The following is a 25,686-nucleotide window of genomic DNA, read 5'->3' as shown; positions in this document are numbered from 1 at the left end:
ACCACAGCGCGGAACGGCCAGTACCAACTCTGCCAGCCAGTCCCAGACCAGCCACTCCAATCCTCACAGTCGTTTTGGGCGGTCTAAACGGCAATTACGGAGCAATCGATGGGGGTTTAACCCGGGTTTAGAGGGCGGTGGCCTTCAGCAGCAGCGCGTGCTCGGGGTTCAGGATGGGCATGGGCAGCCCCACTTCGGCCAGGAAGCGGCCGTTGGCCACGGCGCCGTCCGCCAGCCAGGCCGGCGGCTGGACCTGGGTGAAGTTGTGGCGGTAGTCTGCGTCACCCGGGGCCGGGAAGACCGCCTCCACCCGGTAGTCACGCGCCTGCTCAAGGCCGGGAATGGCCACCTTGCCGGGCTGCTCGGCGAAGGCCGTGCGGGTGCTGACCAAGGCGAACAGGGCCGCCGTCGTACCAGCCTCAGTCGCCGTGCCGGCGACGGCACCGTGCAGCATCAAGGACTCATCCGGAACATCGGCACGGACCATCCGGCCGCTGTGGATCAGGTCCCGATGCTCCTTGTACAGGCCGATAAACCGCTTGAGTTCGTCGCGCTCGGCACCGGTGACCTGGCGGACGTCCCACTCCATGCCGAAGTGCCCGAACATCGCCGTGATGGCGCGGAAGGACAGATCGTGGGTGCGGGCCGTGGTGTGCGAGGTGGTGGGGCCAACGTGTCCGCCCACCAGCTCCGGCGGAACCACCAGCCCGGTCCAGCGCTGGATGCTCTGGCGTTCCAGGGCGTCGTTGCAGTCCGAGGCCCAGATCCGGTCCGTCCGCTCCAGGATCCCCAGGTCCACCCGGCCGCCGCCGGAGGAGCAGCTTTCAATTTCGACGCCGGGATGTGCCTTCCTGAGCTCGTCGAACAGCCGGTAGGCGGCCAGGGTCTGTTCGTGGACGGACGCGCGGCCGGCGTGCCCGTGCTCCACCTGGTCCCGGTTCTGGTCCCACTTCAGGTAGCTGATCCTGTTTTCGCGCAGCAGGGCGTCGATGCGGTCGAAAATGTACTGCCAAGCGTCGGGGTTCACCAGGTCGATCACGTGCTGGTTCCGCCACTCCAGTGGCAGACGGCCGCCGTCCTTGTGGGACTGCGCTGCCGGGCCCACGATCCATTCCGGGTGCGCGCGGGCAATGTCTGAATTGAGGTTGACCATTTCCGGTTCCACCCAGAGGCCGAATTCCATCCCGCGGGAGGTGACGGCGTCGATCAGCGGCGTCAGCCCGTCCGGCCAGAGCGTCTCATCCACATACCAGTCGCCGAGTCCGGCGTGGTCGTCGCGCCGCCCGCGGAACCAGCCGTCATCGAGCACAAAACGTTCCACGCCGAGGTCCGCAGCGGAGTCCGCGAGTTCGATCAGGGTGGGGAGGTTGTGGTCGAAGTAGACCGCTTCCCAGGTGTTCAGCACCACGGGGCGCGGCTTGCCGCCCCCGGCGGCCGGGAGCACGTGGTGGGGCCGTGACCGGAACCAGGTGTAGAACGCCTCGCTGATGCCATCCAGCCCGCGGTCTGAGTACGCGGCGAACAGGGCCGGGGTGGTGTAGCTGTCCTGCGGCTGAAGCATGACTTCGGCTGGGCCCAGCAGCTCCGAACCCCCGATCATGGTCCGGCCGTCGCCGATGGTGTCGGTGAACTGTTCGTGGTTGCCGCTCCACGCCAGGTGGGTGGCCCAGACTTTTCCGTGGCGATTGCCGAAACCAGGGGTGCCGGCGGCAAGCAGAAGGGACGAGTCGTGCCCGGTGCGGCCATGCCTGCCGGTCCGGACCCACGTGCCCTGCTGGATGGCGCGGCGCTGCGGGTGGTTTTCCCGGCACCAGCGGCCGGTCAGGTCGAGGAGTTCGACGGCGTCGGGCGCCACCGGCAGAATGGTGGCCAGTTCATCCAGCTGGTAAGGGGTGGTGCCGTGGTTGGTGAGGGTGTGCCGCAGTTCCAGCAGGCCGCCGTCGTGCAGTACCAGGGTTGATTCAACGGTGAGGCCGGCCTCAGCGTCAGCGTGGGTGATGACTGCCGTGGTGCCCTCGGCCCGAGCTGCCACAATGCGCAGGCGCGGGGAGAAATCCAGTCCGGAGACGCCGTCGGCAATGCGGTGCCCGCGGAGGCCCGGGCGGCCGCGCCAGCTGGAGGACGCCTGGGGCAGGAGGCCGGCAGGGACGCGGGCATCGGCGGAGGAATGCCCCACGGGCCCGCCAAGGATGGCGAGGTCCGGGAGGGTGCTGCCAAGATCCGCACCCCAGTGGATGACTTCGGCCTCCCCGCTGTCGAAACTGATCACCAGGCTGGTGCCGGCGGAACGGAGGTGGAGGGGGTCCATGGGATCTCTTTCAGTGTCAAGGGGTGCGCCTTAAGTTACGCACGGGAGGAAAGCAAGGGGAAGGGGCTGCCGGATGCCGCCGCCGCGAGGAGGGAACGGCGACATCCGGCGCAGTGGCTGCGACCACATACGCAGCCACGGATGGAGGCTACTTGAAGAGGGCGTTGACCTGTTCGTTGGCCTGGCTGAGGGAGCTCGCCGGCGCCTTGCCGGAAACCACCGCGTCCATGGCCGGCTCCATGATCCCCTTGACCTTGGCGGTGTTGTCCGTGATGGGGTACAGGAAGGTGGTCTTGTTCTTGACGTGCTCGGTGAAGGCTGTGACGTCCACGCCCTTGGCCGCGAATGCGGCGGCAGCCTTGTCCGAGGATGCCTTGAGCGCCGGGAAGACCACGGCCTTGGAGGCTACAACATCCTGGCAGTCAGCGGAGGCAAGGTACTCCACCCACTTGATGGATGCGTCCTTCTTCTTTGTTCCCGCCCAGATGGAATCGGCCAGGCCATTGAACATCGAGGCGCGCTCGCCCTTGGGGCCGACCGGGGTGGGGGCGATGCCCACTTCGACGCCCTTGTAGCCGGTGTACTGGCCGATCATCCAGGAGCCGTGCGCGTTGATGGCCGACTTGCCGGCGGCGAAGGTGTCAGCCATGGCTGCGCCCACAGTGGTCTCCAGCTTGGGCATGTAGCCCTTGTCAGCCAGCCCGGCGAACCATCCCATACTCTCCTGGAACTTGGGGTCGTCGTAGTTGTAGTGCGTGCCCCACGGGTTCTTGTCCGTGTGGGACCATCCGGTGGTGTTGGTGAGGTAGCTCCACTCGGTCTGGCCGGAGGAGTCGCCGCCGCCGTTCAGGCCCAGTCCGTACACGGCCACATTGTTCTTGTCGAAGCCGGGCTCGTCGCCGCGCTTGCCGCTCTTGTCCACAGTGAGGTGGGCGATGACCTTTTCGTAGGTGCCGCCGTCTTCGGGGTTCCACGTGAGGTTCTTCATCTGGTCCTCGGTGATGCCCGCGCTGGCGAGCATCGCCTTGTTGTAGAAGAGGCCAATGGTGTCCCAGTCCTTGGGCAGGCCGTAGCGCTTGCCGTCCTGGCCTACCCAGAGATCGGCGAGGCCTTCGTTGTACGCGGTCAGGTCGATGTTGTCCTTTTTGACGGCGTCATCGATGGCCAGCAGCTGCTTTTTCTCGGCCAGTTCGCCGTAGCGTCCCAGGTGGTTGGTGAACACGTCCGGAGCGGTGCCGCCCACGAAGCCGTTGGTCAGGGTGCTCCAGTAGTCGTCCCACCCGCGCTGGGTGATCTTGACCTTGATGTCCGGGTTGGCCTTGCTGAAGTCGTCAGCGCACTGCTGGTACGCGGGGAGCTGGTTGGCGTCCCAAAGCCAGTAGTTGATCTCGCCCTTGGAGCCCTCGGCGGAGGAGGAGGATCCACTGCAGGCGGACAGGGAGAGCGCCACAGCGGCGGCAACGGCGACGGCGCCGAGTGATTTCTTCATGGTTCTACTTTCCGTTCAGGGGTGGGGTGGAAGGGTTGCAGGTGGTTACTTGATGCCGGAGAAGCCGATGGAGTTGACGATCTTCTTGCCAAAGGCGGCGAAGAGGATCAGCACCGGCAAGGCGGAGATCAGGGTGGCGGCCATGAGCCCGGACCAGTCCGGTGCGCCCTGGGGTGATTGGGACTTGAAGACGCCCAGGCCAACCTGCAGCACGCGGACGTCGTCCTGGGAGCCCACCAGCAGCGGCCAGAAGTATTCGTTCCACTGGCCGATGAAGGTGAGCAGGGCAAGGGTGGCGATGGGGGCTGCGGCGTTGGGCAGGACGATCTGGAAGAAGATCCTCAGGTGCTTGGCGCCGTCGAGCATTGCTGCCTCTTCCACCTCGCGGGACATGTTCAGGAAGAACTGCCGCAGGAAGAAGATGGCGAACGGGGTCATGAACAGGTAGGGGAGGACCATTCCGAGCATCGTGTTGAGCAGGTCCAGGTTCTTGATCAGCAGGAAGTTTGGCAGTGCGGTGAAGATCGGCGGGACCAGCATGGTGCCGAGGAAGAGGCTGAAGACGGCGTTCCGGCCCTTCCAGCGCAGCCGGGCGAAAGCGTAGGCGGCCATCGCGCTGAAGAACACTGCCCCGGCGGTAGTGATCGAGGAGAAGATGATGGAGTTCCGCAGGTAGAGCCAGAAGTCGATCTGTGCTCCGGAGCCGCCTTCTGCCACAGCCTCGGCTGCCGTCTGGAGCCCGAAGACGCGTTTGAAGGCGCCGAAGCTGAACTCGGCCGGCAACAGGCTGGTGGCATTGGTGGCCAGTGCATTGTTGGTGGACAGCGCCGTCCGAAGGACCCAGAGGAAGGGCAGGACCGAGACGGCGATAGCGAGGACCAGGAGGGCCCAGGCGGCGGCGCGGCGGGGGTTGAAAGTACGACGGCGGCTGGTTGCGGCCGGCAGCGGCGCGCGGCTTGCAGTGGTGGTCATGGAGGATTCCTTAGTCCAGGTCCGACTCGTTGCCCTTGAGGAACTTCATCTGGATGAAGGCCACCAGGGCGAGGATGAGGAAGAGAATGACGGCGATGGCGGATCCGTAGCCGAAGTCCGACTCGGTGAATGCGCGCTGGTAGATGTAGTACTGGATGACGCGGGTGGCGTTGACCGGGCCGCCTCCCGAGGTGACGGCAACGGTGTCGAAGACCTGGAAGGAACCGATCACGGTCACCACCAGCACCAGGACCAGGACCGGGCGAAGCAGCGGAATGGTGATTTTCCGGAAGGTCTGGAAGGCTGACGCGCCGTCCAGTTTCGCTACCTCGTATACGTGGCCGGGGATGGCCTGCAGGCCGGCGAAGATCAGCAGCGCCGTGTAGCCCATGTGCCGCCAGGTGTTGATCAGGGCCTGGGTGGGGATGGCCCACGCTTCACTGCCGAAGAAGGCCACCCGGGGAAGTCCCGCCCACTCGATGAACTGGTTCACCACGCCGATCTGGTAGTCGAGCATCCAGAACCACAGCAGCGCGGCGATCACGTTGGACATCAGGTACGGCAGCAACAGGGTGCCCCGAATGATGGTGGATTTGGCTACCTGGTGCATCAGGAGGGCCAGCCCCAGGGCCAGTGCGGTCTGCAGGACGATGTTCAGGAAGACGTACTGTCCTGTGACGGCCAGGGAGTTCCAGAAGAGGGGATCCTTGGCGATGGCCGTGTAGTTTTCCATGCCCACCCACTCGGGGTCGCCCAGAATGCTGTATTCGGTGAAGCTCAGGTACACGCCGCGGACGGTGGGCACGACGTAGAAGACGATGAAGCCGATCATGGCCGGTGCGATGAAAAGCAGGGCTATCTTGAGGTCACCGAGCTGGCGGAGACCGCCGTTGCGCTTGGGTTTGTCCGGTGCCGGCGAAAGAGATCTTGAGCGTTTGGCAAGGGTGGTCATCTTCGACCCTTTCCTGACTGTGACGGGGGTAACAACTTGGAAAGCAATCTACACGAGTAGATTAGAGGTCGCAAGAGTGATTTTTAATCATTCATAAACAGGATTTTCCACTTAATTGTCCTGTTGACTCGAGTAGAAGCGAATGGAACACTGGGTTCACTGATGGACAGCGCTTGCCTGAGTGCTTCCACCGTCCAGGAAAGGTAGACAATGACGTTTTCAATCGGCGTAGTAGGAGCCGGCCAGTTCGGCGGCCAGTTCGCGCACCTGTTCAACCTCCACCCCGGCGTCAGCGACGTCTATGTGGTGGACGAGCGGCCGGAGCGTGCTGCCGAAGCCGTGGAGCGGTACCACCTGGCGGGCACCAAGGCGGACTTCGAAGAACTTCTCGCCTCGGACGTTGACGCCGTTGCCATCTTTACCCAGCGCTGGACCCACGGGCCGCTGGTGCAACGGGCGCTGCGGGCAGGCAAACACGTCTACTCGGCTGTCCCCATGGCGGTTTCCGAAGAGGAAATCGCCCGCATCATCGAGGCCGTCCGGGACACCGGCCTGGTGTACATGATGGGCGAGACCAGCTACTACAACCCGGCCACGGTGTATGCCCGCGAGCAGCAGGAGGCCGGCAGGTTCGGCCGGATCTTTTACTCCGAGGGCGATTACGTTCACGACATGGACCTGGGGTTTTACGATGCCTACCAGTACAGCGGCGGCGACCGCTGGAAAGAGACAGCCAGCTACCCGCCCATGCTGTACCCCACGCACGCGATCGGTGGAGTGCTGGGTGCAGTCCCGTCGCACGCGGTCAGCGTCAGCTGTGTAGGGGTCCGGGATGACCGGAACGACGGCGTCTTCGACCGCGACGTCAGCATGTTCGGCAACGACTTCTCCAACGCCACCGCGCTCTTCGAGCTGAACGACGGCGGCGTCATGCGCACCAATGAGATGCGCCGGGTAGGCTACCCCTCCCACATCCGCGAATCCCGCTTCCGCTTCTTTGGTACTGAGGCAAGCTTCGAACAGCTCGCCAAGGTCACCGTGTGGCAGGACAAGCAAAACGTCCATGACATCTCGGAGCAAATGGAAACCCGGCCCAGCATGTCCCTGGACGACCCCTCGCTGGCCAACGTGGCCCCCGAGCTTCGCGATGCCTTCGTCTCCGGGCTCGCACCCGTCCATAACGCGGAAAGGCTTCCCGAGGAGTTTCGCGGTGCACCCAATGGGCATGAAGGCAGCCACCACTTCCTTGTGGACGACTTCGTCACCGCGGTCAACAACGGCACCCTGCCGCCCGTGAATGCCTGGGTTGCTGCCCGCTACACCCTTCCAGGCATCGTGGCCCACCAGTCCGCCCTGCAAAACGGCGCGCGGCTTCCCATCCGCGACTTTGGCGACGCCCCGTCCACTGGTAGCTAGCATGTACTCCATGGCCACTTCGACTGTTCCGGCGCCCCGGGGACCGGTGACGCGCAAGGATGTTGCGCGCTATGCCGGCGTCAGCACCGCCGTCGTCAGCTATGTGGTCAATGGCGGACCCAAAAAGGTGGCCCCGGCCACGGAGGCGAAAGTCCAGGACGCCATCCGCCGGCTGGGGTACCGTCCCAATGCTGCCGCACGGGCCCTGAAGCTGGGGTCCAGCGAAACAATAGGCCTGGTCATCCCGGACAACAGCAACCCGTTCTTCTCGCTGCTGGCCCATGCGGTGGAAGATGCCGCCGCTGAACTGGGCTACGCCCTGGTGCTGACCAATTCGGACGGAAACCTGGCGAAGGAACTCCGGAACGTCCGCAACCTTGCTGCGCGGCAGGTGGACGGGGTGATCCTTTCCAGCGTTTTGATGGAACCTGCCCTGCCGGAACTTGAATCTGCGGAGATCCCTGTTGTCCTGCTGAACCACAGCGGCGATGCGCCAGGATTCAACAGCGTGGGGGTGGATCTGGTGGCCGGGGCAAAATCGGCTGTCAAACACCTGATCGGCCACGGGCACACCAACATCGCCCTCGCCATGGGTACCAACACCGGCAACTACTATGACGGCCGCGAGGAGGGCTGGCTGCAGGCCCTGGCCGAGGCGGGCCTGCCGGAGGGTCCCATTGTCCGCGCCCCCTTCACCCGGGAGGGCGGGTACGCGGCGGGCAAGCGGCTCCTGGCCGCCGCGGACCGCCCCACCGCCATTTTTGCCACCTCCGACCTGCAGGCAGTGGGGATCCTCCGGGCCCTCCATGAAGCGGGGCTGTCCATTCCGGAGGACATCGCCCTGGCATCCTTTGACGGTTCAGCTGAAGCGGAATACAGCTGGCCTCCCCTCACCACAGTGAAGCAACCGGCAAAGGCCATGGCGGAGGCCGCCGTCAGCGCCCTGATCGGCGCACACCGCGGCAGTGCATCCGAGCACCTGATCTTCCCCGCCGAACTGCAGGTCCGGCAGTCCTGCGGCTGCCCCTAGGCTGCAGCGAGCCGGAGCTTGCCCACCTTGTCCTGCAGGACACGCTGGGCTTCCGAACCCAGCCCCGGATCGCTGATCACCTCATCCACTTCGTCCAGCGACGCAATGGAACTGATGCCAAGGACACCCCATTTGGTGTGGTCCGCCAGCACCACTGTTTTGCGCGCGGCAGCCACAAAGGCACGGTTTGTTTCCGCCTCGAGCAGGTTGGGGGTGGTGAAGCCGGCCACCGCGTCCATGCCGTGGACGCCCAGGAACAGCAGGTCCAGGTGCAGCTGCTTCAGGGCGCTGGTGGCGATGGGGCCCACCAGGGCGTCCGACGGGGTCCGCTGGCCGCCGATGAGGATCACCGTGGAGCTGTAGTGGGTCCGGCCTGCGGCCGCGGCATGGTGGAACAAGTCCGCGATGCGCACTGAGTTGGTGACCACGGTGATGGGCGGCCCGTTAACAAGTTCTTTGGCGAGCGCCCAGGTGGTGGTTCCGGCGCTCAGGCCAACGGCCATCCCCTCCTGGACCAGCGCAGCCGCTTCAACGGCAATGGCACGCTTCTCCGAGGTCAGCTGTGTGGACTTCAGTTCGAAGCCGGGTTCATGGGTGCTGGCGTCCCCCGGAAGCTTGGCGCCGCCGTGGATCCGTTCAAGCCGGCCGGCTTCCTCCAGCAGTTCGATGTCCCGCCGGACGGTCATGAGGGATACGCCCAGCTGCTGGGCCAGGTCTGACACGCGGACAACCCGTTCCCGCTGGACTGTGTCCACGATGGCCTGGTGTCGAGCGGCGGGGAGCATGGTGTTCCTTTCGGGCGGAGGTTGGGGGAGCAGCGTCCCCGTCACAGTCCATCTTTACCTACCCCTTGCTGGAACCAAGTGTCAGGCCCGCAACAAACTGCCGTTGCAGGAGCAGGTAGATGACCAGGGTGGGAATGACGGTGATGACCGCTCCCGCGGCCAGGAGGTTGTAGTTGCTCAGGAACTGTCCCTGCAGGTTGTTGATCGCGGTGGTGATGGGGAGCCGGTTGCCGCTCTGGATGAAGAGGAGCGGCCAGAAGTAGTCGTTGTAGATGAAGATGACCTCAAGCGTGGCCAACGCGGCGAACGCGGGCCTGCACAAGGGCATGATGATCTCCCGGTACTGCCGCCAGATGCCCGCGCCGTCCACCAGCGCAGCCTCGGTCAGGTCTGCGGAGAGTGCCTTCATGTAGTTGGAGAGCACGAAGGTGCAGAACCCCATTTGGAACCCGATGTGGATGGCGATCACCACGATGTAGGTATTGAGCAGGTTGCCGGAGTCGCTGAACGAATAGGGCACCTCCAGGTGTTTGGCCATCTCGAACAGGGGTGCCGCCAGGACCTGCGGGGGCAGCAGGTTGCCGGCGGTGAACATGATCAGCAGGGTGATGTTGAACTTCCAGTTCACCCGGCTGACGGCGAACGCCATCAGGGAGGCAAGGAACAGCGTCAGCAGGACGGAGGGGACAGTGATGATGACCGAGTTCCAGAAATAGGTGGCGAACCCGCCCTGGGTCCAGGCCTGGACGAAGTTGTCGAAGTTGAACTCCCCGGCCACGCTGAAGTAGCCATGCTCGTTGGTGGAGGCCACCGGCCGGAGCGCGGTGAAGAGGGCCCACCCCAACGGAACCAGCCACATGACGGCCATGGCCGCAAGGAAGATGTGTGTCCCGTAATGGCGTTTGGGCCGGCTGCCGGAGCGGGACTGGTTGGCGGTGGCGTTCCCGGCGGCGCGGGCAGCGGCAATGCTCATGCTTGGTTCTCCTTGCCGAAGGTGCGGCTGAGGTAGAAGACGATGGGAACAAGCGAGATGACCAGCAGCACCACCGCCAGGGCAGATCCGACGCCGATCACCTGGCCCTCGCCCACCAGGTTCTGGATCACCAGGGCACTGAGCATTTCCAGGCCGTTGGTGCCGCGGTTGATGACATAGACGACGTCGAAGGCCCGGAGGGACTCGATGATGGTGATCACCACGATGACGATGTTGATGGGGCGCATGGCCGGGAAGACCACGCGGAAGAAGGTCTGGACGGCGCTGGCGCCGTCGATGGCCGCAGCTTCCTTCAGGCTCGGGTCCACGCCCTTCAGGCCGGCCAGGTACAGCAGCATGACGTAGCCGGCATGCCGCCAGGTGGCGGCGATCATTGCCGCCCAGATGTTGACCGACGAGTCTCCGAACCAGTCCACTGCCTTCGGTGTGCCGGCCGTGCCCAGGAGGAAATTCAGGAGCCCGTTGTCCCGCTGGTAGAACAGCTGCCAGATGATGCCGATCAGGGCGAGGGACAGCATGACGGGGGCGAAGAAGATACTTTGGTAGATCTTGCTGCCACGGATGTTCTGGTCCAGGAGCACGGCCAGCAACAGGCCCAGCGGCGTGGCGATCAGTGCCAGGAACAGGAGCCACAGCAGGTTGTGCTGGACCGCGGGCCAGAACGGCGGGTAGTCCTGGGAGATGAATTGGTAGTTTTCGCCTCCCGCCGGACGGATGTCCGCCAGGTCCAGCCCGTTCCAGCGGGTGAAGCTGAGTCCCACGGACATCAGCGTGGGCAGCCAAACGAGGGCCAGTTCGATCAGGGTGGGGATGCCCACCATCAGGGACAGGACCAGTTTGTCCCGCCCGGACAAACGGCGGACACGGCCGCTTTTGGCGGGCCGGGAGCCGGCGGGTTCCCGCGCTTCCGGCGGGATCAGTTCTTGTGCAGTGCTGCTCATGGAAATCTTTCCCTAGCTGGGGCCTGGTGCAGGTGGGGAAGGACGACGGCGGAAGTCTCCTGCCGCCGTCGTCCTGCCTTTGACGGGACTACTGCGCTGTGTTCAATTACTGCGCTGCGTAAAGGGTTTTGGCCTGCGCCTCAAGGTTCTTGACATCCACGCTGCCGTCCTTGATGAAGCTCTGCAGGGCAGGGATCATCACGTTGTTGGCCATGGCCGGCAACGCGTCGCGGTCAAAGAACTGGCTGATGTACTTGGCGCCCTTGATGGTGTCCGCGCACTTCTTGTTGAGCGGAGTGAACTTTGAGGTATCCGCACCCTTGGCCGTTGCGATGTTCGAGTTGTCCACCTTGGCATAAGCGTCCTGGGCCTCGGGCGTGCCAAGGAACGCCAGGAAGTCCCGGGCGGCCTTGTTCTCGCCGCCCTTTTTCGAGAGCAGCAGGCCGTCGATGGGTGCCTCCACTGCGTCCCGCCCTTCCATCGCGATTTCCGGGAAGGCGAAGAAATCGATGTCGTCCAGCACCGCGGGGTCGGTGAACTGCTGGGTGACGAAGGAACCAAGGAGGTACATGCCGGTCTTCTTCGCTTCCAGGGCTTTGGCGGCGTCCTGCCAGGTCTGGCCAAGCGCTGCGGGGTCCTGGAAGGGCAGAAGCGCCTTCCAGGTGTCAAAGACGGCACTGACCTTCTGCTGGTCCCAGGATTCCTTGTGGGCGCAGAGGTCCACGTGGAACTGGTAGCCGTTCAGCCGCATGTTCAGGTAGTCGAACGTCCCCATGGCCGGCCAGCCGTCCTTGTCCGCAAAGCCGATGGGAATGATGCCGTCGGCCTTCATTTTGGCGGCGAGCGACTTCAGCGCATCAAAGGTTTCGGGGACTTGGTAGCCCTTTTCTGCCCACAGGCTCTTCCGGTAGAAGAATCCCCACGGGTAGTTGTAGTTGGGCACGAAATACATTTTGCCGTCCGGACCGGTGGAGGCTTTCTTCAGCGCATCGGAGTAGTTGCCGCCAATGGTCTGCCAGACGTCGTCAATGGGCGCGAGCAGTCCCTTCCCCGCGTAGTACTGCATGCGGTAGCCGGCGAACCAGGTGAAGGCATTATCCGGTGAACCCTGCAGGTACGAATTGATCTTGTTCTGGAAATCGTTGTGGGGCACAACGTTGGTGGTGACCTTCTTGCCGGTCTTTGCCGTGAAGGCATCCGTGACGGCCTGGTACGCACGCTTGGGAACATCATCCGAAGAACCTGAACCAAACGTCAGTCCGGAGGAATCGGAGCCGGTTGCCGACGGTCCGCTGCCGCCGGTACATGCTGCCAGGAACGGGATGCCGGCCAGGCCGGCAGCCCCCACGCCGACTGTCTTGAGGATGGTCCGCCTGCTTGGAAATGCAGTTGCCGACGCATCGAACTTTGAAGCCATGTTCTCTCCCTTGAAAAATAGCCGGTGTGAGGCACCTCACATACGCTGACTATAATCTTGCAAAAGCGAACATGGAAGAACTTTAAATAACAGTTTCACCACTGGCGCCGTTTGAATCGTCACAACGCAGGAATGGCCCCGCTTTCCCGCGATGACGCGGGAAACGGGGCCATTCAGTGGTCCGGGAAGAGATGCTAAGCCACTGTTACTTTCTGAGCGACTGGGCGATCTGCTGCATGATGGTGGGATCGGAGAGGGTAGTGGCGTCGCCCGGATCGCGGCCCTCGGCCACGTCCTTGAGGAGGCGGCGCATGATCTTGCCGGACCGGGTCTTGGGCAGTTCCGGCACCACCAGGATGTTCTTGGGCTTGGCGATGGGTCCGATCTCCTTGCCCACATGGTTGCGCAGTTCCTGCACGGTGGCGTCACCGTTGTTCACCGCATCGCCGCGGAGGATGACGAACGCCACCACGGCCTGCCCGGTGGTTTCGTCCGTTGCGCCCACGACGGCAGCCTCCGCCACGGCGGGGTGAGAGACCAGGGCGGATTCGATTTCGGTGGTGGAGAGCCGGTGTCCGGAGACGTTCATGACATCGTCCACGCGGCCCAGCAGCCAGATGTCGCCGTCTTCGTCCTTCTTGGCCCCGTCGCCGGCGAAGTACATGTTTTCGAAGCGGGACCAGTAGGTGTCCTTGAACCGCTGCGGATCACCCCAGATGCCGCGCAGCATAGCCGGCCACGGTTCGCGGATGACCAGGAAGCCGCCGTGGCCGTTGGGGACCGATTCGCCCATCTCATCCACCACGTCCACAGCAATGCCGGGCAGCGGAACCTGCGCCGAACCGGGCTTGGTGGCGGTGACGCCGGGGAGCGGGGCGATCATCTGCGCGCCGGTTTCGGTCTGCCACCAGGTGTCCACGATGGGTGCCTTGTCGCCGCCGATCACCTTGCGGTACCACATCCAGGCCTCGGGGTTGATGGGCTCGCCCACCGAACCCAGCACCCGCAGGGAGGAGAGGTCGTACTTCGCAGGGATTTCCGCGCCCCATTTCATGAAGGTGCGGATGGCGGTGGGGGCGGTGTAGAGGATGGAAACCTTGTACTTTTCCACGATCTCCCACCAGCGGCCCTGGTGCGGGGAGTCCGGGGTGCCTTCGTACATGACCTGCGTTGCCCCGTTGATGAGCGGAGCGTAGGCGACGTAGGAATGGCCGGTGACCCAGCCGACGTCGGCCGTGCACCAGTACACGTCCGTTTCCGGGTGCAGGTCAAAGACTGCCCGGTGGGTGTAGGCGGTCTGGGTGAGGTAGCCGCCGGTGGTGTGCAGGATGCCCTTGGGCTTCCCGGTGGTGCCCGAGGTGTACAGGATGTACAGGGGGTGCTCCGAATCGTGGCCAACGGCGGTGTGCTCGGCTGAAGCGGATTCCACCGTGTCCGCCCACCAGTGGTCACGGCCTTCCGTCCAGTCAACGTCCTGGCCGTTGCGCTTGACCACCACCACGTTCTGCACCGTGTGGCCGTCGTGGGCCAGGGCATCGTCAACCGCCGCCTTCAGCGGGCTTGGCTTGCCGCGGCGGTAGGTGCCATCGGCAGTGACAACGAGCTTGGCCTCGGCGTCGTCGATCCGTGACCGGAGTGCATCGGCGGAGAACCCGCCGAAGACTACGGAGTGGACCGCGCCGATCCGTGCGCAGGCCAGCAAGGTGATGACGGCTTCCGGGATCATGGGCAGGTATACGGCAACCCGGTCACCCTTGGCCACGCCCAGGGACTCGAAAGCGTTGGCGGCCTTCTTCACTTCTTCGGTCAGTTGGGCGTACGTGTAGGTGCGGGTGTCGCCGGGCTCGCCCTCGAAGTAAATGGCCACGCGGTCGCCTTTGCCGGCCTCGACATGCCGGTCCAGGGCATTGTAGGCAGCGTTGAGCTCACCTCCCACGAACCACTTGGCGAACGGCGGGTCCGACCAGTCCAGGGCCTGCGTGAAGTCCTTGCTCCAGGTCAGCAGTTCCCGTGCCTTCTTGGCCCAGAAGGCCGGCCGGTCCGCATTCGCCTCGTCGTACTCGGCTGCGGTGACAACGGCGTCGGCAGCGAATTCAGCGGAGGGCGGGAAAGCCCGGGTCTCATTGAGCAGGTTCTCGAAGGCGTCGCCCTGATGGCCTTCCTGTCCTGCCGGCTGGGCCGAAGCGGACGGAACGGTGGCCGTGGAGCTGGGGGTGTCCTGGGACATGTGAACCTCATCATTCATCGATCTTCGCCGCGCGGGACGCCGCCACCGCATGGCCCGCCGTTCGCACGGCACTGGGCTTCAGCCGGGGCGGCATACCGCAAAGAGCTGTTCCGCAATCAAGCCTAATGCTTCCCGCGCATCGGCTGTGTGCGGCGTCACATGCACCACCGCGAGCGGCATTTTTTATGCGGTGAATGGCGTCTGCATGACTCGCCCGGCACCCGTGGAGACCTGCTCCAGCTAGTGATCGGCTTGGCCGTTGACTAGGCTGAGATGGAATTGTGACTTCACTTCGGACCGCGCCGGCGGGGCGCACACAGTGCCTTGCCGGGCCCGGACCGCATGTCAAGACGGCACAGTTTTCGGGTCCGGACCGGTCCCGGTGCCGCCACGCTAAGGAGAGCAGAATGAACCAGCAGAGCTACGGCCAGCGAACGGGCCCGGACACCAAGGCGGAAAACGGAGGATCCGGATCCGCCCTGGGAGGACCAGGGCACGCGACACCGGCCGGCAACGACGCCAAGGGGCAGTCTGCAGGGCAGAAGGCCGCCTCCGCAAAGATCGACCCGAACGCCAACCAGGCCGTGCTTGGACCGTTCACCGTGCGGGACCTGGCCGTCTTCGCCGCCACCCTGGTTCTGTTCGTCGCATCCCTGCTTCCCCTCTTCGGCGCCAGGTACAACCTGTGGAACCTGAACAACCTGTTCTTCCTGGGACTGGGCATCATCCTGCCGCTGATTGCCAGCGCACTGTTCGCCGCCCGCCGCCTGGCACCCGCCACCAGGATCCGGGTGGGTTCGCTCTCGATCGACCAGTTCGCCTCCGTGGTGGCCTCCTTCGCCCTTGCCTTCTTCTTCCTGTCGGTTGCAGGCGGGTATGCCACCAGCCTGCTGGTGGGCCTGATCGGCGCGCTCATCCTCTTCGCCGCCACCGTGTTGGGCCGCTTCCTGCCGTACCTTTCGGCGGACTTCAAGGACCGGCCGGAATCACCGGCCCACATCGTGGCACGTGAGGCCGCGGTTCCGGCCCGGAAGCCGCGGACCCCCAAAGCTCCCAAGCCCGGGTCCGGCTCCAACCAGTCCGGCTCCAACCAGTCAAAGGGCGGCTTCAAGGGCGGCGCCCTGTTCGGTGGCGCCGGTGCAGGTTCCTCCTCAGTCCAGCCGGGATCTTCCAGCCCCAGCCAGCAGCCGGCGCGTTCCGCTCACATGCCCGCTACCGCTGCCGTCCCCGTGACGAATCCCCGGGGTGCCACTGCGGGAGCCGCCGCGGCGGGAACCCCCGGCGCAGGAGCCGCCGGCGCGGGAGCTGCCAGTGCGGGAACCGGCGCGGCAGCTGCCGGGGCCGGCACCGTCCCGGCGGGAGCGACCCCCTCAGTCTCCGCGCCAACCGCGCCCGTATCAACGGCTCCTGAAGTCTCCGACCAGGAAGCCCGCACGCCGCATGCCGACGCCGGCCCGCCCACCCAGGCAGCCGACGTCGTCCGCCCTGGCCCAACCCCGGCAGCGGAGGAGACGCAGCACGCGGCAGCCCCTGCAGCCGGCGCTCCACAGGCGGCATGGGAACCGCCGGCCGCCACCGCCGTGCACCAGCAGGTCCGTGCCGAGCAGCCGATCGGGGCAACGGTGGATCCGTCCAGCCGCCACGACGAGGCTGACGGGCAGCCGATCCATGAGGCGTTCTGGTTCGCCGTCGCCCAGCACCGCACGGCCTATGACCCCCGGACGGGCGCGCCTGCGTTCGTGATCGAACCAGGCGGATGGGTGCTGGCACTTGAGGACAGGGGCCACGAATTCCTGGTCCAGCACACGGACGGGCGGCTGGGCGTACTGCGCGACCTCAGCAACATCGAGCGCGGCTGACGCCGGTGGCAGGGCCCCGCAGCAAAACCGGGCAGGCCGCGGGCATGCCCGTGGTCTCGTCCGAATCCGTCCTGGCGCTGAAGCGGCGGGCACGGCGTATCCACCGGGCCCTCGCCGAAAAATACCCGTATGCCCACGCGGAACTGGACTTCCGCAACCCGTTCGAACTGCTGGTGGCCACCGTGTTGTCCGCCCAGACCACCGACGTCACGGTCAACCAGGTCACCAAAGTGCTGTTTGCGCGCTGGCCCAACGCCCGGGCGCTGGCGGAGGCGGACCCCACGGAGCTGGAAACCATTCTCAAGCCCACCGGGTTCTTCCGCGCCAAGGCGAGTAACGTCCGTGCGCTGTGTACGCGCCTGGTGGACGACTTTGATGGTGAAGTCCCGGGGCGGATGGAGGATTTGGTCACCTTGCCCGGGGTGGGCCGCAAGACCGCCAACGTGGTGCTCGCCAACGCCTTCGGCATTCCGGGCATCTCCGTGGACACGCATTTCGCCCGGCTCGCGAAGCGGTTTGGCTGGACCCAGTCCGAGGACCCGGTGCAGATCGAACAGGACGTGGCGGAGCTGTTTGAGCGCAGGGACTGGACCATGCTGTCCCACCGGGTCATCTTCCACGGCCGCCGCGTCTGCCACGCCCGGAAGCCGGCCTGCGGGGCCTGTCCCGTGGCCAACTGGTGCCCCAGTTACGGGCTGGGGGAGACCGATCCCGTCAAAGCGGCCAAGCTGCTGAAATATGAACTCGCACCCGGCAGCGAGGCGCTGCTGGAGCAGTACCTGTCCGAACAGCACCGGGCCGCGGAGATCCGGATGGCTTCCCAGACGAGGGCTCCGTGAGCGCACGCGAAGACCTGGCCGGCCTGGTCCGGCGGGCGGCATCCGGAACGGCCGGCCCGCCCGATCCGCGCTGGGCAGCGCTGACCGTGGACGCCGAGCGTGCCCGCAGGGCCGCCGTCCTGATGCTCTTCGGCGTGCTGGACGACGTCCCGGCCGCCTCCGGCAAGCCGCTGGCGCCCGCGGACCTGGACGTCCTGCTCCTGGAGCGCGCCCATACCCTGGGGTCCCATCCGGGGCAGGTGGCGTTTCCCGGCGGCAGCATCGACCGGGGCGAGACACCCGTGGCCGCTGCGCTCCGGGAAGCCGAGGAGGAAACCGGACTGGACGCAGGCGGGGTGGAAGTCCTGGGCACGCTCCAGGACCTGGGCCTGGCCCACAGCAACTTCCTGGTGACGCCCGTGCTCGGGTGGTGGCATTCGCCGTCGCCAGTCCGGGTGGTGGACTACGGCGAGTCCGCACAGGTATTTCGCGTCCCGGTCAGGGACCTCCTGGACCCGGACAACAGGGTCATGGCCACCGTCCACCGGGCAGGCCGTACGTTCGACAGCCCTGCCTTCACGGTCAACGGCGTGGTGGTGTGGGGCTTCACGGGGATCGTGCTGAGCGGCCTCTTCGACCAGCTCGGCTGGTCCGTTCCGTGGGACCGCACCAGGCTGCACCCTATAGGGGTCTAGTTTTCAGGCCTGCTGCTGGCGCAAATCCACCACGATTCCGGTGGCGGCATTCTCGCGCATGGCCTTGATCCCGTCGCGGAGCATGCTGAGGGATTTGAAGGTTGGTGACACCGCAACGATGTTGCCCTCGGCATCGGTGAGCCGCAACCGGTACGACTCGTCGCCTGCACGGTGTATTTCAAATCTTCCCGCCATGGACGGGGACCTCCCTGGTATGCGTCGTTGCATCAGCGTGTGGACCGGTCTGCTTCAGTCGTCGCTTCGACTGTAACGTCCGTCACCGGGGGAGTATAGCTACCACCGGGTAGGTTACTTTTGCGTCGCCAAGGGTACTTCGCATTGTTGCAGGCAAGCATGGCTGGCCCCCGCCCTGCTATTTGGCGAGGTCGTAGGAGTCAACCACGGCCATGCTCACCGGGAACTCCACAGGGATGGGGCCGAACAGCAGCTCCTTCGCAGCCTTCGCTGATTCCTCGATGGCCGCGATGCAGGCGCCGACGCCGTCCGCCGGCGCATGCACCATCACCTCGTCATGCAGGAAGAAGGCAAGCTCGGCCCGCACACCCCCGCCGCTGCCACCGGTTCCTGCCGTCCGCAAGGCGCGCAGCCGCCGTCGTAATTCTGCCAGCCAGCAGGCCGCCCAGTCCGCTGCCGAGCCCTGGACCACGAAGTTCCGGGTGAAGCGCCCGCGGGACCGGGCAATCGACTCTGCCCGCCGCTGCTCATCCGCCGTGGAACAGCGCTGGCTCAGGAACCACTGCTGCGAGGGCGGAGGACTGCTGCGGCCCAGCCTGGTGGTCACCGTCCCGCCCGCCTCACCGGCCCGTGCCGCGCGTTCCACAAAATCCACCGCGCGCGGATAGGTGCGGGCCAGCTGCGGCATCAGGCGGCCTGCCTCGCCGGAAGTGGCCCCGTACATGGCCCCCAGCAGGGCCATCTTCGCCTTGGCCCGGTCCCCGCCAAAGCCCTTGGCGGCGATCCCGGCATACAGGTCCTGGTCCCGCGCCGCCTCAGCCATGGCCGAGTCCTGCGCGAGGGCGGCCAGCACGCGCGGTTCCAGCTGAGAGGCATCGGCAACGATGAGCTTGTGGCCGGGGTCGGCGTGCACCGCGCCGCGGACCTGGCGGGGGATCTGCAGCGCACCGCCGCCGCGGGATGCCCAGCGACCCGACACCACGCCGCCCACCACGTACTCCGGGCGAAACCTCCCGCCGTCCACCCAGGCATCAAGCCAGGCCCAGCCGTTCGCGGCGTGGAGGCGGGAAAGCTTCTTGTACTCCAGCAGCGGCTCGATGGCCGGATGGCTGGACTCCCTGAGCTCCCACTTCCGCGTGCTTTTGACCTCGATCCCGTTGCGGTGCAGGGCACGCATCAGGTCCTGGGGGGAATCCGGGTTCAGCCCGGGTGAGTTGAGTAGGGCGCGCAGTTCCGCAGCCAGCGCCTCCAGCTTCACCGGTCGCTGGCCCACGGGCGGGCGGGAACCCAGGTGGCTGGCCAGTATCTGTTCGTGCAGGTCCTCGCGCCATGGGACGCCGGCATGCTGCATCTCGGCAGCCACGATGGCGGCCGCAGACTCGGCGGCGAGCAGGAGCTGGAGGCGGTTCCGACGGTTTTCCGCGGTGCCCACAGCGGCCAGCGCAGCCTGCTGGGCGGCGTATTCGGCCCGGAGCTCCTCAAGCGTCCAGCCGGGTGCCGGCGCAACAGCGGGGTTGTCGAACAGTGCCCCCTGGTCCGCAGGGGGACGCGGTGGCTGCAGTGCCTTTGGCGGAAGCACCGGATCTTCCACCGGTATCCTGTCCGTGTTCCGGGCATAGTCAGTGTGGGCGCTGAACTGGGAGAAGGCCAGGATGGTGCCGCAAAGGGTGACGTCATAGCAGCGTTCCACCTCCACCCCTGATGCGAGCAGGGCCGGGTACCAGTCCTGGGTCCGGTGCCAGATCCAGCGGGGCGGTTGGCCGCCGGGGCGCCGGGCTTCCAGATCGCGCACGACGGCGGCAAGGTCGGTGAGTGCCACGGTGCGGGGTTCCGGGTTGGCCGGCTGGGCGTGGCCCGCCTGGGTCAGTTCCTGGAGCGCCGCGCCGTGTGGGTGGGCGGCGAGCAGCAGGTACATGCTTCCATTCTGCCCTGCCGGGGGTATGGCCTGCCTCGGCGCTGGTGCCTTGCCCTCGGTGGTGCTTTACCCTCGTGGTGGTGCGGGCCGCGGAGGCAGCGGTGCAGGTTGTCCACATACGGGGTTTGCTCCCTTAACCGGGCTACGTCCTCGCGGCAGAGTGGCTCCATGAGCAGGCATCAGCTGAACGCATCCCCATCCGGACCGGGTCAGGCCGCCGGCTCTTCCTGGCGGCCAACGGACGGGGCGTCATCCGGCACGGCCTGGCTGCCGGACAACGTAAAGCCTGATGGTCCAAAACCTGGTGGTTCGGCGCCTGGCGGTCCGGGCGAGGTGCTGCTGGTGACCTCCTCCGGCGTCCTCCGGGCCGAAGTGGAGCGTATTGTGGCAGCCGCCGGTGCGCATCTGCGCGTTGTGCCCGATGCCGTGGAGGCTGGACGTCATTGGGAAGCGGCGTCCGCCGTCCTGGTAGGCAGCGACGTGCGTGAGTTGCCGCCGCGGCGCCAGACACCTGCAGTCATGGTGGGCCTCGACGGTGAAGGGGACAGCCTCTGGCACCTCGCCGCTGCCCTGGGGGCGGAACGTGTTGCCGTGCTGCCGGATGCTGCTGCCTGGCTGGCCGACCATCTGAGCAGGTCGCGGTCGCCAGGCCCGGGCGGACTGGTCCTTGGCATCACGGGCGGTTGCGGCGGCGCCGGAGCCACCACCGCCGCCATCTGGATAGCGCAGGCGGCAGCAGGGCTGGGGGTGCGTGTCCTGCTCGTTGACGGCGACCCATGGGGAGGGGGCCTGGAGCTGGCCCTCGCCGCCGAGGAAAACCCCGGGCTCCGATGGCCGGACCTCGCTGAGGCAAGGGGAAGCATCGACCCCCTCCAGCTCTCGGATTCCCTGCCGGTCGCGGGAGGCTTTTCCTTCCTGTCCTGGCCTGCCACACGTGAGCAGCCCCTTCCTGTCACCGCCGCAGCCGCAGCCGGTGTGCTTGACGCTGCCCGCCGTGGATATGAACTGGTCCTGCTCGACGTGGGAAGGGGTGCCGAGCCGCTCCATACGGTGGCGTGGGACTGCGACCGGATCATGATGGTGGTGCCCGCACAGCTGAAGGCGGCAGTGGCGGCGGTGCGCCTGCTCCAGGAGCTTCCGCCGGTGGAGGCGGCCCTGCTGGTCCGGGGCCGCCCCGGTTCTGCCCTGGACGCTGCGCTGATCGCCGATGCTGTAGGGCTGCCGGTGCAGGGCCGGATACCTGAACTCCGCGCCGTTGCGGGAGCCATGGAATCGGGCCGCCTGCTGGACCTGGGAAAGCGCCGGAATATCCGGAACTTTGCTGCCTCTGTGCTTGATTGGCTTGGCGATGACCTGACGGTGGGAGACATGGCATGATGCGGGCGCCGGGCAGTCCGCCGGCACCGCCCAGGGAAACAGGCGCCGCAGCGGGGGCTGGTGGCCTGGGTTCACGGCGCAGCGCCCGCATCCTGGAAACGGGCCAGTCAGGCCGCCCGGTGCGCAGCAGGGAAGCAGCCGGCGCCAGGACGGTCGATTCCGGGCTGCTGGAATCAGTCCGGGAATCCATGATGGCTGAGGCGGGAGCCGTGACGCCTTCACGCGTTGCGGCGGCGGTCCAGGCCACAGGCAAGCTGTTGGGCACAGCTGGATCACTCGCCGCAGTGGAGCGGATCAGTGCCGAACTGAACGGGCTGGGTCCGTTGCAGGAGCTTACCCGGGACCCCGCCGTCACGGACATCTTCGTCAACGCTCCCGGCTCCGTGTGGGTGGACCGGGGCCGCGGCATAGAGCGCGTTCCTGTCCTGTTCGACGGCGAGGCCCAGTTGCGGGCGCTGGCCTGCAGGCTTGTCGCCGCGGGCGGGCGCCGCCTGGATGACGGTTCACCCTGTGTCGATGTCAGGCTTGCCGGCGGCTACCGTGTCCATGCCGTGTTGCCGCCGGTTTCCACGTCCGGGACGCTGCTGAGCGTGCGGATCCGCAGGGAGCGGGTCTTCAGCATGGAAGAGCTGCGCTCCAGCGGAATGTTTGGTCCGGGAGTGCAGGCGGTGCTGGAGAAAGTCGTGGACAGGAGGCTGAGTTTCCTGATCAGCGGGGCCACGGGTTCCGGGAAGACCACGCTGCTTTCCACCTTGCTGGGCCTGTGTTCGGCGGAGGAACGGCTGGTCCTGATCGAGGACGCGTCCGAACTGAATCCTGTCCATCCTCACGTGGTCGCCCTGGAGTCACGCCACGGAAACCTTGAAGGCGGCGGTGCAGTGGATTTGGGCGAACTCGTCCGGCAGGCACTGCGCATGCGTCCGGACAGGCTGGTGGTGGGCGAGTGCCGGGGCGGGGAAGTCCGCGAACTCCTCACCGCGATGAACACCGGGCACAGCGGCGGCGGAGGCACGATCCATGCGAATACGGCAGCGGCAGTTCCCGCGAGGCTCAACGCCCTCGGGGCCCTCGCAGGGCTGGGCCCCGACGCCGTGCGTCTCCAGGCTGCCAGTGCGCTCGATGTTGTCATCCACGTGGGCAGGACGTCCCGGGGCAGGGAAGTCCTGTGCGTCGGACTGATTCATGACGGAACGGAGGGATTGACGGTGGTGCCGGCCGTTGAAGAATCGGGTGTGCCGGGTCCCGGCTGGCCTGCGCTCGCAGCCCGTTTGGGGATGGACCCCGGGGACATCCTGTGACGATCCTCCTCTGTGCGCTCCTGGTCGCCGCCATGGTGCTGCTCCTCAAGCCGCCCCTGAACGCCGCATCCAGGCTGCGGGCAGCGGGCGGCAGGAGCCCGAAGGCGCCCGGAGGCCGGAAACACCGGATACTGCCGTGGGTCAGCCCGGCCGGCAGGGGTTCCGAAAGGACGCGGGGACCCGGCCTGACCCTGGTGGTTCAGCAGTTGGCGGCGCTGCTCAAAGGCGGACGAACGCCGGGGCGGCTGTGGGACGAACTGTGGACCGTGTATGGGAGCGCTGAGGATGGGCAGAGGCTTCACCTGGCACTCCCGTCCCCGGTGCTGTCAACGGGTTCCCTTGCAGTCCTGGCCTCCGCTCGCGCGGCCGCGGCAACCGGGGCTCCTGTTTCAGAGGCCCTCCGGCGTGCGGTTTCCGTGGCGTTCCCGCGCCGGGGCAGGGAAGCCAGGACATGGTCTGAGCTTGCTGCCTGCTTCGACATCGCCGAAGCCAGCGGTTGCCCCCTTGCCGACGTGCTGACCCGGTTCGCTGCCCAGTTGGAAGCGGAGGAGGATGCGGACGCGGCCCGGCAAACCGCTCTCGCCGGTCCCAAAGCCACAGTCCGCCTCCTGACTTGGCTTCCGGCGATGGGTCTTGGACTGGGCGTCGCGCTGGGTGTGGATCCGCTGGCCACCCTCTTGGGAACACCTCTGGGGCTGGCCGCGCTTTTTGGCGGCGTGGTGCTTACTGCAGCCGGGAGGGCCTGGTCCGCCCGGCTTGTTGCGGCGGCTGCAGGGGCAGGAGTGCCATGACTCCGGGTTGGGCCCCGGGCCTGGCGCTGTTCCTGCTGCTCGGCGCAGGTGTCTGGCTTGGGTGTTCAGGACCCGACCGGTCGCGTCACCGTCTCCGCCGCCTGTTTCATACCGGACCAGGAGCACGTCGGACGGCCGCCGCTGAGGAACCGGAGGGTGAGCGCAGCAGTGGCTTGAAGGATACGGCCATGATGCTCGAACTCGTCGCGGCGATGCTCGACGCCGGCGCTGGTATTGGCCGTTCGCTGGAACTGGTGGCTGCCTCCGCCGTGCCCCAATACAGAAACTCCCTGCGGCCCGTGGTCTCGGCGCTCGCCATTGGCGCCGACTGGGAAACAGCGTGGCGCAGCTCCGCCGTACGGCTCCCGGAAATCCTGGAGCTCCGGGATGCACTCGGCTTCGCCGCACTCACGGGGGCGCCGTCGTCCGCAATCCTCTACGCCCAGGCCGCCAGGCTTCGCCGGGAACGGTTCAGGGCCGCGGAAAAGCGGGCCGCCTCGCTCGGCGTGAAGCTGGTGGTTCCGCTGGGACTGTGTTCCCTTCCCGCCTTCATTTGCCTTGGCGTCGTCCCGGTCCTGCTGGCCCTGGTGCCCTCCGGCTGAACACAGGTTGCTCTGCCCGCAGCTGAACGCCGGTCCCTTCCTCCACAGAGGCCGGGCAGCCCACCTTTTCCACTTAGCGCATCCCCTCCCTTACCCGCTCCCGCGGGGACGGGAAGAGTCAAGACAGCCGGGAAAACCACCGGTACCAACGGAAAGGAAACCACATGTACATCAACCACCACCGCCGCCACTACACCGCCGGAACGTCCGCGCTCGCCGCGCCCGGCCAGAAGCCCGCACAACAGGACAGCAGCCGGCCCGCCACCAGCAGGGCACCGTACGCTTCCGCCGCTTCCCTTGCCCCCAAAGGTTCTGTCCCCGTAACCAGCAACGTCGTGCAGCTCTACCCCGGCGCGGGCAGTACCCGGCCCAGCATCCGGCGCTGCGGGCTGCTGGGTTCACAGGCGGGCATGGCCACCGCGGAATACGCCATCGCCACCCTCGCCGCAGTCGGGTTCGCCGGGCTGCTCGTGTTCATCCTCCGCAGCGACGAAGTACGTGGCTTCCTCCTCAACCTCATCCGCACGGCGCTGGCGCTGCCGTGACGGCTTCACCGGCCGGACGCCTTCTCCAAGGAGCCCTCGGTTACAGGTCGGTCGAAGCCACAGCCGTCGAAACAAGTTCCTTGGAAGACGGGAACCTGAAAGCCAGTTCCCTGGAAGACGGGACCGGCAGCATGGCCGGCGGCAGAGGGGGCAAGGGACCAGCGGGCTCCAGTGCAAACGCACAGGGTGCCGTGACTGCAGAGTTCGCTGTGGCGCTGCCTGCTGTACTCGCACTGATGGCCATGCTGCTGGCCGGAGCCGCCGCGGGGATGACGCAACTGCGCATTGAAGACGGAGCCCGGGCCGGTGCCAGGGCGCTGGCCCGGGGCGAGGACCCCGCGGCTGTGGAAAGGACGGTGAGGACGCTGGCGGGCGGTTCGGCCGCTGCGTCGGTTGCTGCCGACGGCGAATGGTTCAACGTGACCGTCACGGACCGGGTGCCGGGACCGTTGGGAGCATCCATCCCCTGGACACTGACTGCACGTGCGGCAGCGCGGAGCGAAACAGCGTGGACGGGTGCCGGCAGTGGCACTGGTGCCGTCGGGGGCCCCGCGCACGGCCGGGCAGCCAGATGATGGGAGTCGCTGAACGCCGGCATCACGTCATGGGGCAGGGCCACCCAGCCGGGGTCCTGAAGCATGCCGCCGGGCGGCACCATTCCACAGTCGGGCGCAGGAATCGCACCGCGGTCAGCTGCGGGCCGGGAACGCCTGATGGCCACGAACGCGGTTCCGGGACGGTCCTGGCCGCAGGACTGGCACTGGTGGTCATGACGGCCATGGCCGTCATGCTGCTGCTGGCGCAGTCGGCCGTGCTGGCTAGCAGGGCGGCCTCGGCTGCGGATCTGGCGGCTCTCGCCGCAGCGGATGCCCTGCGCGGCATCACCACGGGTGGGCCGTGCAGTGTCGCCGCGGACGTGGCCGCCCGCCACGGCGCCACGGTCCTTAGCTGTTCAGAGGGCGCGGGGCAGACCGTTGAGGTGCGGACCGAGCTGGTGGACCGCTCGCTGCTGGGGGCGGCAACCGGACATGCCCGGGCAGGGCCTCCGCCGTAGCGGTGA

23 protein-coding genes are annotated in these 25,686 nt (G+C 66.4%); 12 read left to right on the top strand and 11 right to left on the bottom strand.

The genetic code is table 11. From position 1 onward, the window contains the following. Positions 1-127: 127 nt before the first annotated feature. From ACR65K_RS18970 to ACR65K_RS18955, 4 genes are all read right to left on the bottom strand, one after another. Positions 128-2,308: an alpha-galactosidase gene (locus ACR65K_RS18970; RefSeq protein ID WP_440154525.1), complete on the bottom strand. Its 2,181-nt coding sequence runs from the start codon at positions 2,306-2,308 to the stop codon at positions 128-130. A gap of 148 nt (positions 2,309-2,456) precedes the next feature. Continuing rightward, positions 2,457-3,797: an ABC transporter substrate-binding protein gene (locus ACR65K_RS18965; protein WP_440154524.1), complete on the bottom strand. Its 1,341-nt coding sequence runs from the start codon at positions 3,795-3,797 to the stop codon at positions 2,457-2,459. A gap of 45 nt (positions 3,798-3,842) precedes the next feature. Beyond that, positions 3,843-4,769 carry a carbohydrate ABC transporter permease gene (locus ACR65K_RS18960; protein ID WP_056328565.1) on the bottom strand — a complete coding sequence of 309 codons (927 nt, stop codon included), beginning with the start codon at positions 4,767-4,769 and terminating at the stop codon, positions 3,843-3,845. Positions 4,770-4,779: 10 nt separating this feature from the next. Continuing rightward, on the bottom strand, positions 4,780-5,721 hold the full coding sequence (locus ACR65K_RS18955) for a carbohydrate ABC transporter permease (protein WP_440154523.1): 942 nt from the start codon (positions 5,719-5,721) through the stop codon (positions 4,780-4,782). A gap of 210 nt (positions 5,722-5,931) precedes the next feature. On the opposite strand from ACR65K_RS18955, the gene ACR65K_RS18950 reads away from it, so the two are divergent. Both ACR65K_RS18950 and ACR65K_RS18945 read left to right on the top strand, forming a co-directional pair. Further along, a complete protein-coding gene (locus ACR65K_RS18950) occupies positions 5,932-7,137 on the top strand; it encodes a Gfo/Idh/MocA family protein (protein ID WP_440154522.1) in 1,206 nt (401 codons plus the stop codon). Position 7,138: 1 nt separating this feature from the next. Beyond that, positions 7,139-8,167 (top strand): LacI family DNA-binding transcriptional regulator, encoded by a 1,029-nt coding sequence (locus ACR65K_RS18945; RefSeq protein WP_440154521.1) that lies wholly within the window; start codon positions 7,139-7,141, stop codon positions 8,165-8,167. On the opposite strand, the gene ACR65K_RS18940 is transcribed toward ACR65K_RS18945, so the two are convergent. The 5 genes from ACR65K_RS18940 to acs all read right to left on the bottom strand — a co-directional run bounded on the left by ACR65K_RS18940 (position 8,164) and on the right by acs (position 14,531). After that, positions 8,164-8,952 (bottom strand): DeoR/GlpR family DNA-binding transcription regulator, encoded by a 789-nt coding sequence (locus ACR65K_RS18940; protein WP_440154520.1) that lies wholly within the window; start codon positions 8,950-8,952, stop codon positions 8,164-8,166. The two genes, ACR65K_RS18945 and ACR65K_RS18940, sit on opposite strands and share 4 nt — an antisense overlap. A gap of 58 nt (positions 8,953-9,010) precedes the next feature. Beyond that, the gene (locus ACR65K_RS18935; protein WP_056328574.1) at positions 9,011-9,925 is read right to left on the bottom strand and encodes a carbohydrate ABC transporter permease; all 915 of its coding nucleotides are present in this window, start codon (positions 9,923-9,925) and stop codon (positions 9,011-9,013) included. Then, on the bottom strand, positions 9,922-10,887 hold the full coding sequence (locus ACR65K_RS18930; RefSeq protein ID WP_440154519.1) for a carbohydrate ABC transporter permease: 966 nt from the start codon (positions 10,885-10,887) through the stop codon (positions 9,922-9,924). Before ACR65K_RS18930 ends, ACR65K_RS18935 begins: the two co-directional genes overlap by 4 nt. Positions 10,888-10,993: 106 nt before the next feature. Beyond that, entirely contained in the window at positions 10,994-12,304 is a 1,311-nt protein-coding gene (locus ACR65K_RS18925; protein WP_440154518.1) for an ABC transporter substrate-binding protein, read from the bottom strand. A 205-nt stretch (positions 12,305-12,509) separates the two neighbouring features. After that, positions 12,510-14,531, bottom strand: coding sequence for an acetate--CoA ligase (gene acs, locus ACR65K_RS18920; protein WP_440154517.1), 2,022 nt, complete (start codon positions 14,529-14,531; stop codon positions 12,510-12,512). Between the two features lie 407 nt (positions 14,532-14,938). Between acs and ACR65K_RS18915 the strand changes: the two genes are divergently transcribed. Genes ACR65K_RS18915 through ACR65K_RS18905 form a run of 3 tightly spaced genes read left to right on the top strand, consistent with a single transcriptional unit; the run spans position 14,939 to position 17,903 of the window. Further along, positions 14,939-16,390: an energy-coupling factor transporter transmembrane component T family protein gene (locus ACR65K_RS18915; protein ID WP_440154516.1), complete on the top strand. Its 1,452-nt coding sequence runs from the start codon at positions 14,939-14,941 to the stop codon at positions 16,388-16,390. A 44-nt stretch (positions 16,391-16,434) separates the two neighbouring features. Further along, positions 16,435-17,229: an endonuclease III gene (gene nth, locus ACR65K_RS18910; protein WP_440154531.1), complete on the top strand. Its 795-nt coding sequence runs from the start codon at positions 16,435-16,437 to the stop codon at positions 17,227-17,229. Next, positions 17,226-17,903 (top strand): NUDIX hydrolase, encoded by a 678-nt coding sequence (locus tag ACR65K_RS18905; RefSeq protein WP_440154515.1) that lies wholly within the window; start codon positions 17,226-17,228, stop codon positions 17,901-17,903. The genes nth and ACR65K_RS18905 overlap by 4 nt, the downstream gene beginning before the upstream one ends. 3 nt (positions 17,904-17,906) lie before the next feature. On the opposite strand, the gene ACR65K_RS18900 is transcribed toward ACR65K_RS18905, so the two are convergent. Both ACR65K_RS18900 and ACR65K_RS18895 read right to left on the bottom strand, forming a co-directional pair. Continuing rightward, positions 17,907-18,098, bottom strand: coding sequence for a YegP family protein (locus tag ACR65K_RS18900; RefSeq protein WP_082566611.1), 192 nt, complete (start codon positions 18,096-18,098; stop codon positions 17,907-17,909). Between the two features lie 178 nt (positions 18,099-18,276). After that, the gene (locus tag ACR65K_RS18895; protein ID WP_440154514.1) at positions 18,277-20,013 is read right to left on the bottom strand and encodes a bifunctional 3'-5' exonuclease/DNA polymerase; all 1,737 of its coding nucleotides are present in this window, start codon (positions 20,011-20,013) and stop codon (positions 18,277-18,279) included. 342 nt (positions 20,014-20,355) lie between these two features. On the opposite strand from ACR65K_RS18895, the gene ssd reads away from it, so the two are divergent. From ssd to ACR65K_RS18860, 7 genes are all read left to right on the top strand, one after another. Next, the gene (ssd, locus tag ACR65K_RS18890; RefSeq protein ID WP_440154530.1) at positions 20,356-21,390 is read left to right on the top strand and encodes a septum site-determining protein Ssd; all 1,035 of its coding nucleotides are present in this window, start codon (positions 20,356-20,358) and stop codon (positions 21,388-21,390) included. Continuing rightward, the gene (locus ACR65K_RS18885; protein ID WP_440154529.1) at positions 21,390-22,688 is read left to right on the top strand and encodes a TadA family conjugal transfer-associated ATPase; all 1,299 of its coding nucleotides are present in this window, start codon (positions 21,390-21,392) and stop codon (positions 22,686-22,688) included. The genes ssd and ACR65K_RS18885 overlap by 1 nt, the downstream gene beginning before the upstream one ends. Further along, on the top strand, positions 22,685-23,479 hold the full coding sequence (locus ACR65K_RS18880) for a type II secretion system F family protein (RefSeq protein ID WP_440154513.1): 795 nt from the start codon (positions 22,685-22,687) through the stop codon (positions 23,477-23,479). Before ACR65K_RS18885 ends, ACR65K_RS18880 begins: the two co-directional genes overlap by 4 nt. Further along, positions 23,476-24,081, top strand: a complete 606-nt coding sequence (locus ACR65K_RS18875; protein ID WP_440154512.1) for a type II secretion system F family protein — start codon at positions 23,476-23,478, stop codon at positions 24,079-24,081. Before ACR65K_RS18880 ends, ACR65K_RS18875 begins: the two co-directional genes overlap by 4 nt. Positions 24,082-24,245: 164 nt before the next feature. Continuing rightward, on the top strand, positions 24,246-24,626 hold the full coding sequence (locus tag ACR65K_RS18870) for a DUF4244 domain-containing protein (protein ID WP_440154511.1): 381 nt from the start codon (positions 24,246-24,248) through the stop codon (positions 24,624-24,626). A gap of 191 nt (positions 24,627-24,817) precedes the next feature. Continuing rightward, positions 24,818-25,201 (top strand): TadE family type IV pilus minor pilin, encoded by a 384-nt coding sequence (locus ACR65K_RS18865; RefSeq protein WP_440154510.1) that lies wholly within the window; start codon positions 24,818-24,820, stop codon positions 25,199-25,201. Then, on the top strand, positions 25,198-25,680 hold the full coding sequence (locus ACR65K_RS18860) for an Rv3654c family TadE-like protein (protein ID WP_440154509.1): 483 nt from the start codon (positions 25,198-25,200) through the stop codon (positions 25,678-25,680). The genes ACR65K_RS18865 and ACR65K_RS18860 overlap by 4 nt, the downstream gene beginning before the upstream one ends. Positions 25,681-25,686 lie beyond the last annotated feature (6 nt).

It is taken from the genome of Arthrobacter sp. SAFR-179 (genome assembly GCF_059414945.1).
Note: the sequence above shows the minus strand (reverse complement) of the source record. Positions and strands in the feature narration are given on the sequence as shown.

Coding starts and splice junctions, on each gene's coding strand:
- ACR65K_RS18900 (WP_082566611.1), bottom strand. CDS start 18,098: ATGGCGGGAAGATTTGAAATACACCGTGCAGGCGACGAGTCGTACCGG.
- nth (WP_440154531.1), top strand. CDS start 16,435: ATGCCCGTGGTCTCGTCCGAATCCGTCCTGGCGCTGAAGCGGCGGGCA.
- ACR65K_RS18965 (WP_440154524.1), bottom strand. CDS start 3,797: ATGAAGAAATCACTCGGCGCCGTCGCCGTTGCCGCCGCTGTGGCGCTC.
- ACR65K_RS18945 (WP_440154521.1), top strand. CDS start 7,139: ATGTACTCCATGGCCACTTCGACTGTTCCGGCGCCCCGGGGACCGGTG.
- ACR65K_RS18950 (WP_440154522.1), top strand. CDS start 5,932: ATGACGTTTTCAATCGGCGTAGTAGGAGCCGGCCAGTTCGGCGGCCAG.
- ACR65K_RS18960 (WP_056328565.1), bottom strand. CDS start 4,769: ATGACCACCACTGCAAGCCGCGCGCCGCTGCCGGCCGCAACCAGCCGC.
- ACR65K_RS18860 (WP_440154509.1), top strand. CDS start 25,198: ATGATGGGAGTCGCTGAACGCCGGCATCACGTCATGGGGCAGGGCCAC.
- acs (WP_440154517.1), bottom strand. CDS start 14,531: ATGTCCCAGGACACCCCCAGCTCCACGGCCACCGTTCCGTCCGCTTCG.
- ACR65K_RS18915 (WP_440154516.1), top strand. CDS start 14,939: ATGAACCAGCAGAGCTACGGCCAGCGAACGGGCCCGGACACCAAGGCG.
- ACR65K_RS18955 (WP_440154523.1), bottom strand. CDS start 5,721: ATGACCACCCTTGCCAAACGCTCAAGATCTCTTTCGCCGGCACCGGAC.
- ACR65K_RS18875 (WP_440154512.1), top strand. CDS start 23,476: ATGACTCCGGGTTGGGCCCCGGGCCTGGCGCTGTTCCTGCTGCTCGGC.
- ACR65K_RS18870 (WP_440154511.1), top strand. CDS start 24,246: ATGTACATCAACCACCACCGCCGCCACTACACCGCCGGAACGTCCGCG.
- ACR65K_RS18885 (WP_440154529.1), top strand. CDS start 21,390: ATGCGGGCGCCGGGCAGTCCGCCGGCACCGCCCAGGGAAACAGGCGCC.
- ACR65K_RS18940 (WP_440154520.1), bottom strand. CDS start 8,952: ATGCTCCCCGCCGCTCGACACCAGGCCATCGTGGACACAGTCCAGCGG.
- ACR65K_RS18935 (WP_056328574.1), bottom strand. CDS start 9,925: ATGAGCATTGCCGCTGCCCGCGCCGCCGGGAACGCCACCGCCAACCAG.
- ACR65K_RS18930 (WP_440154519.1), bottom strand. CDS start 10,887: ATGAGCAGCACTGCACAAGAACTGATCCCGCCGGAAGCGCGGGAACCC.
- ACR65K_RS18970 (WP_440154525.1), bottom strand. CDS start 2,308: ATGGACCCCCTCCACCTCCGTTCCGCCGGCACCAGCCTGGTGATCAGT.
- ACR65K_RS18925 (WP_440154518.1), bottom strand. CDS start 12,304: ATGGCTTCAAAGTTCGATGCGTCGGCAACTGCATTTCCAAGCAGGCGG.
- ACR65K_RS18895 (WP_440154514.1), bottom strand. CDS start 20,013: ATGTACCTGCTGCTCGCCGCCCACCCACACGGCGCGGCGCTCCAGGAA.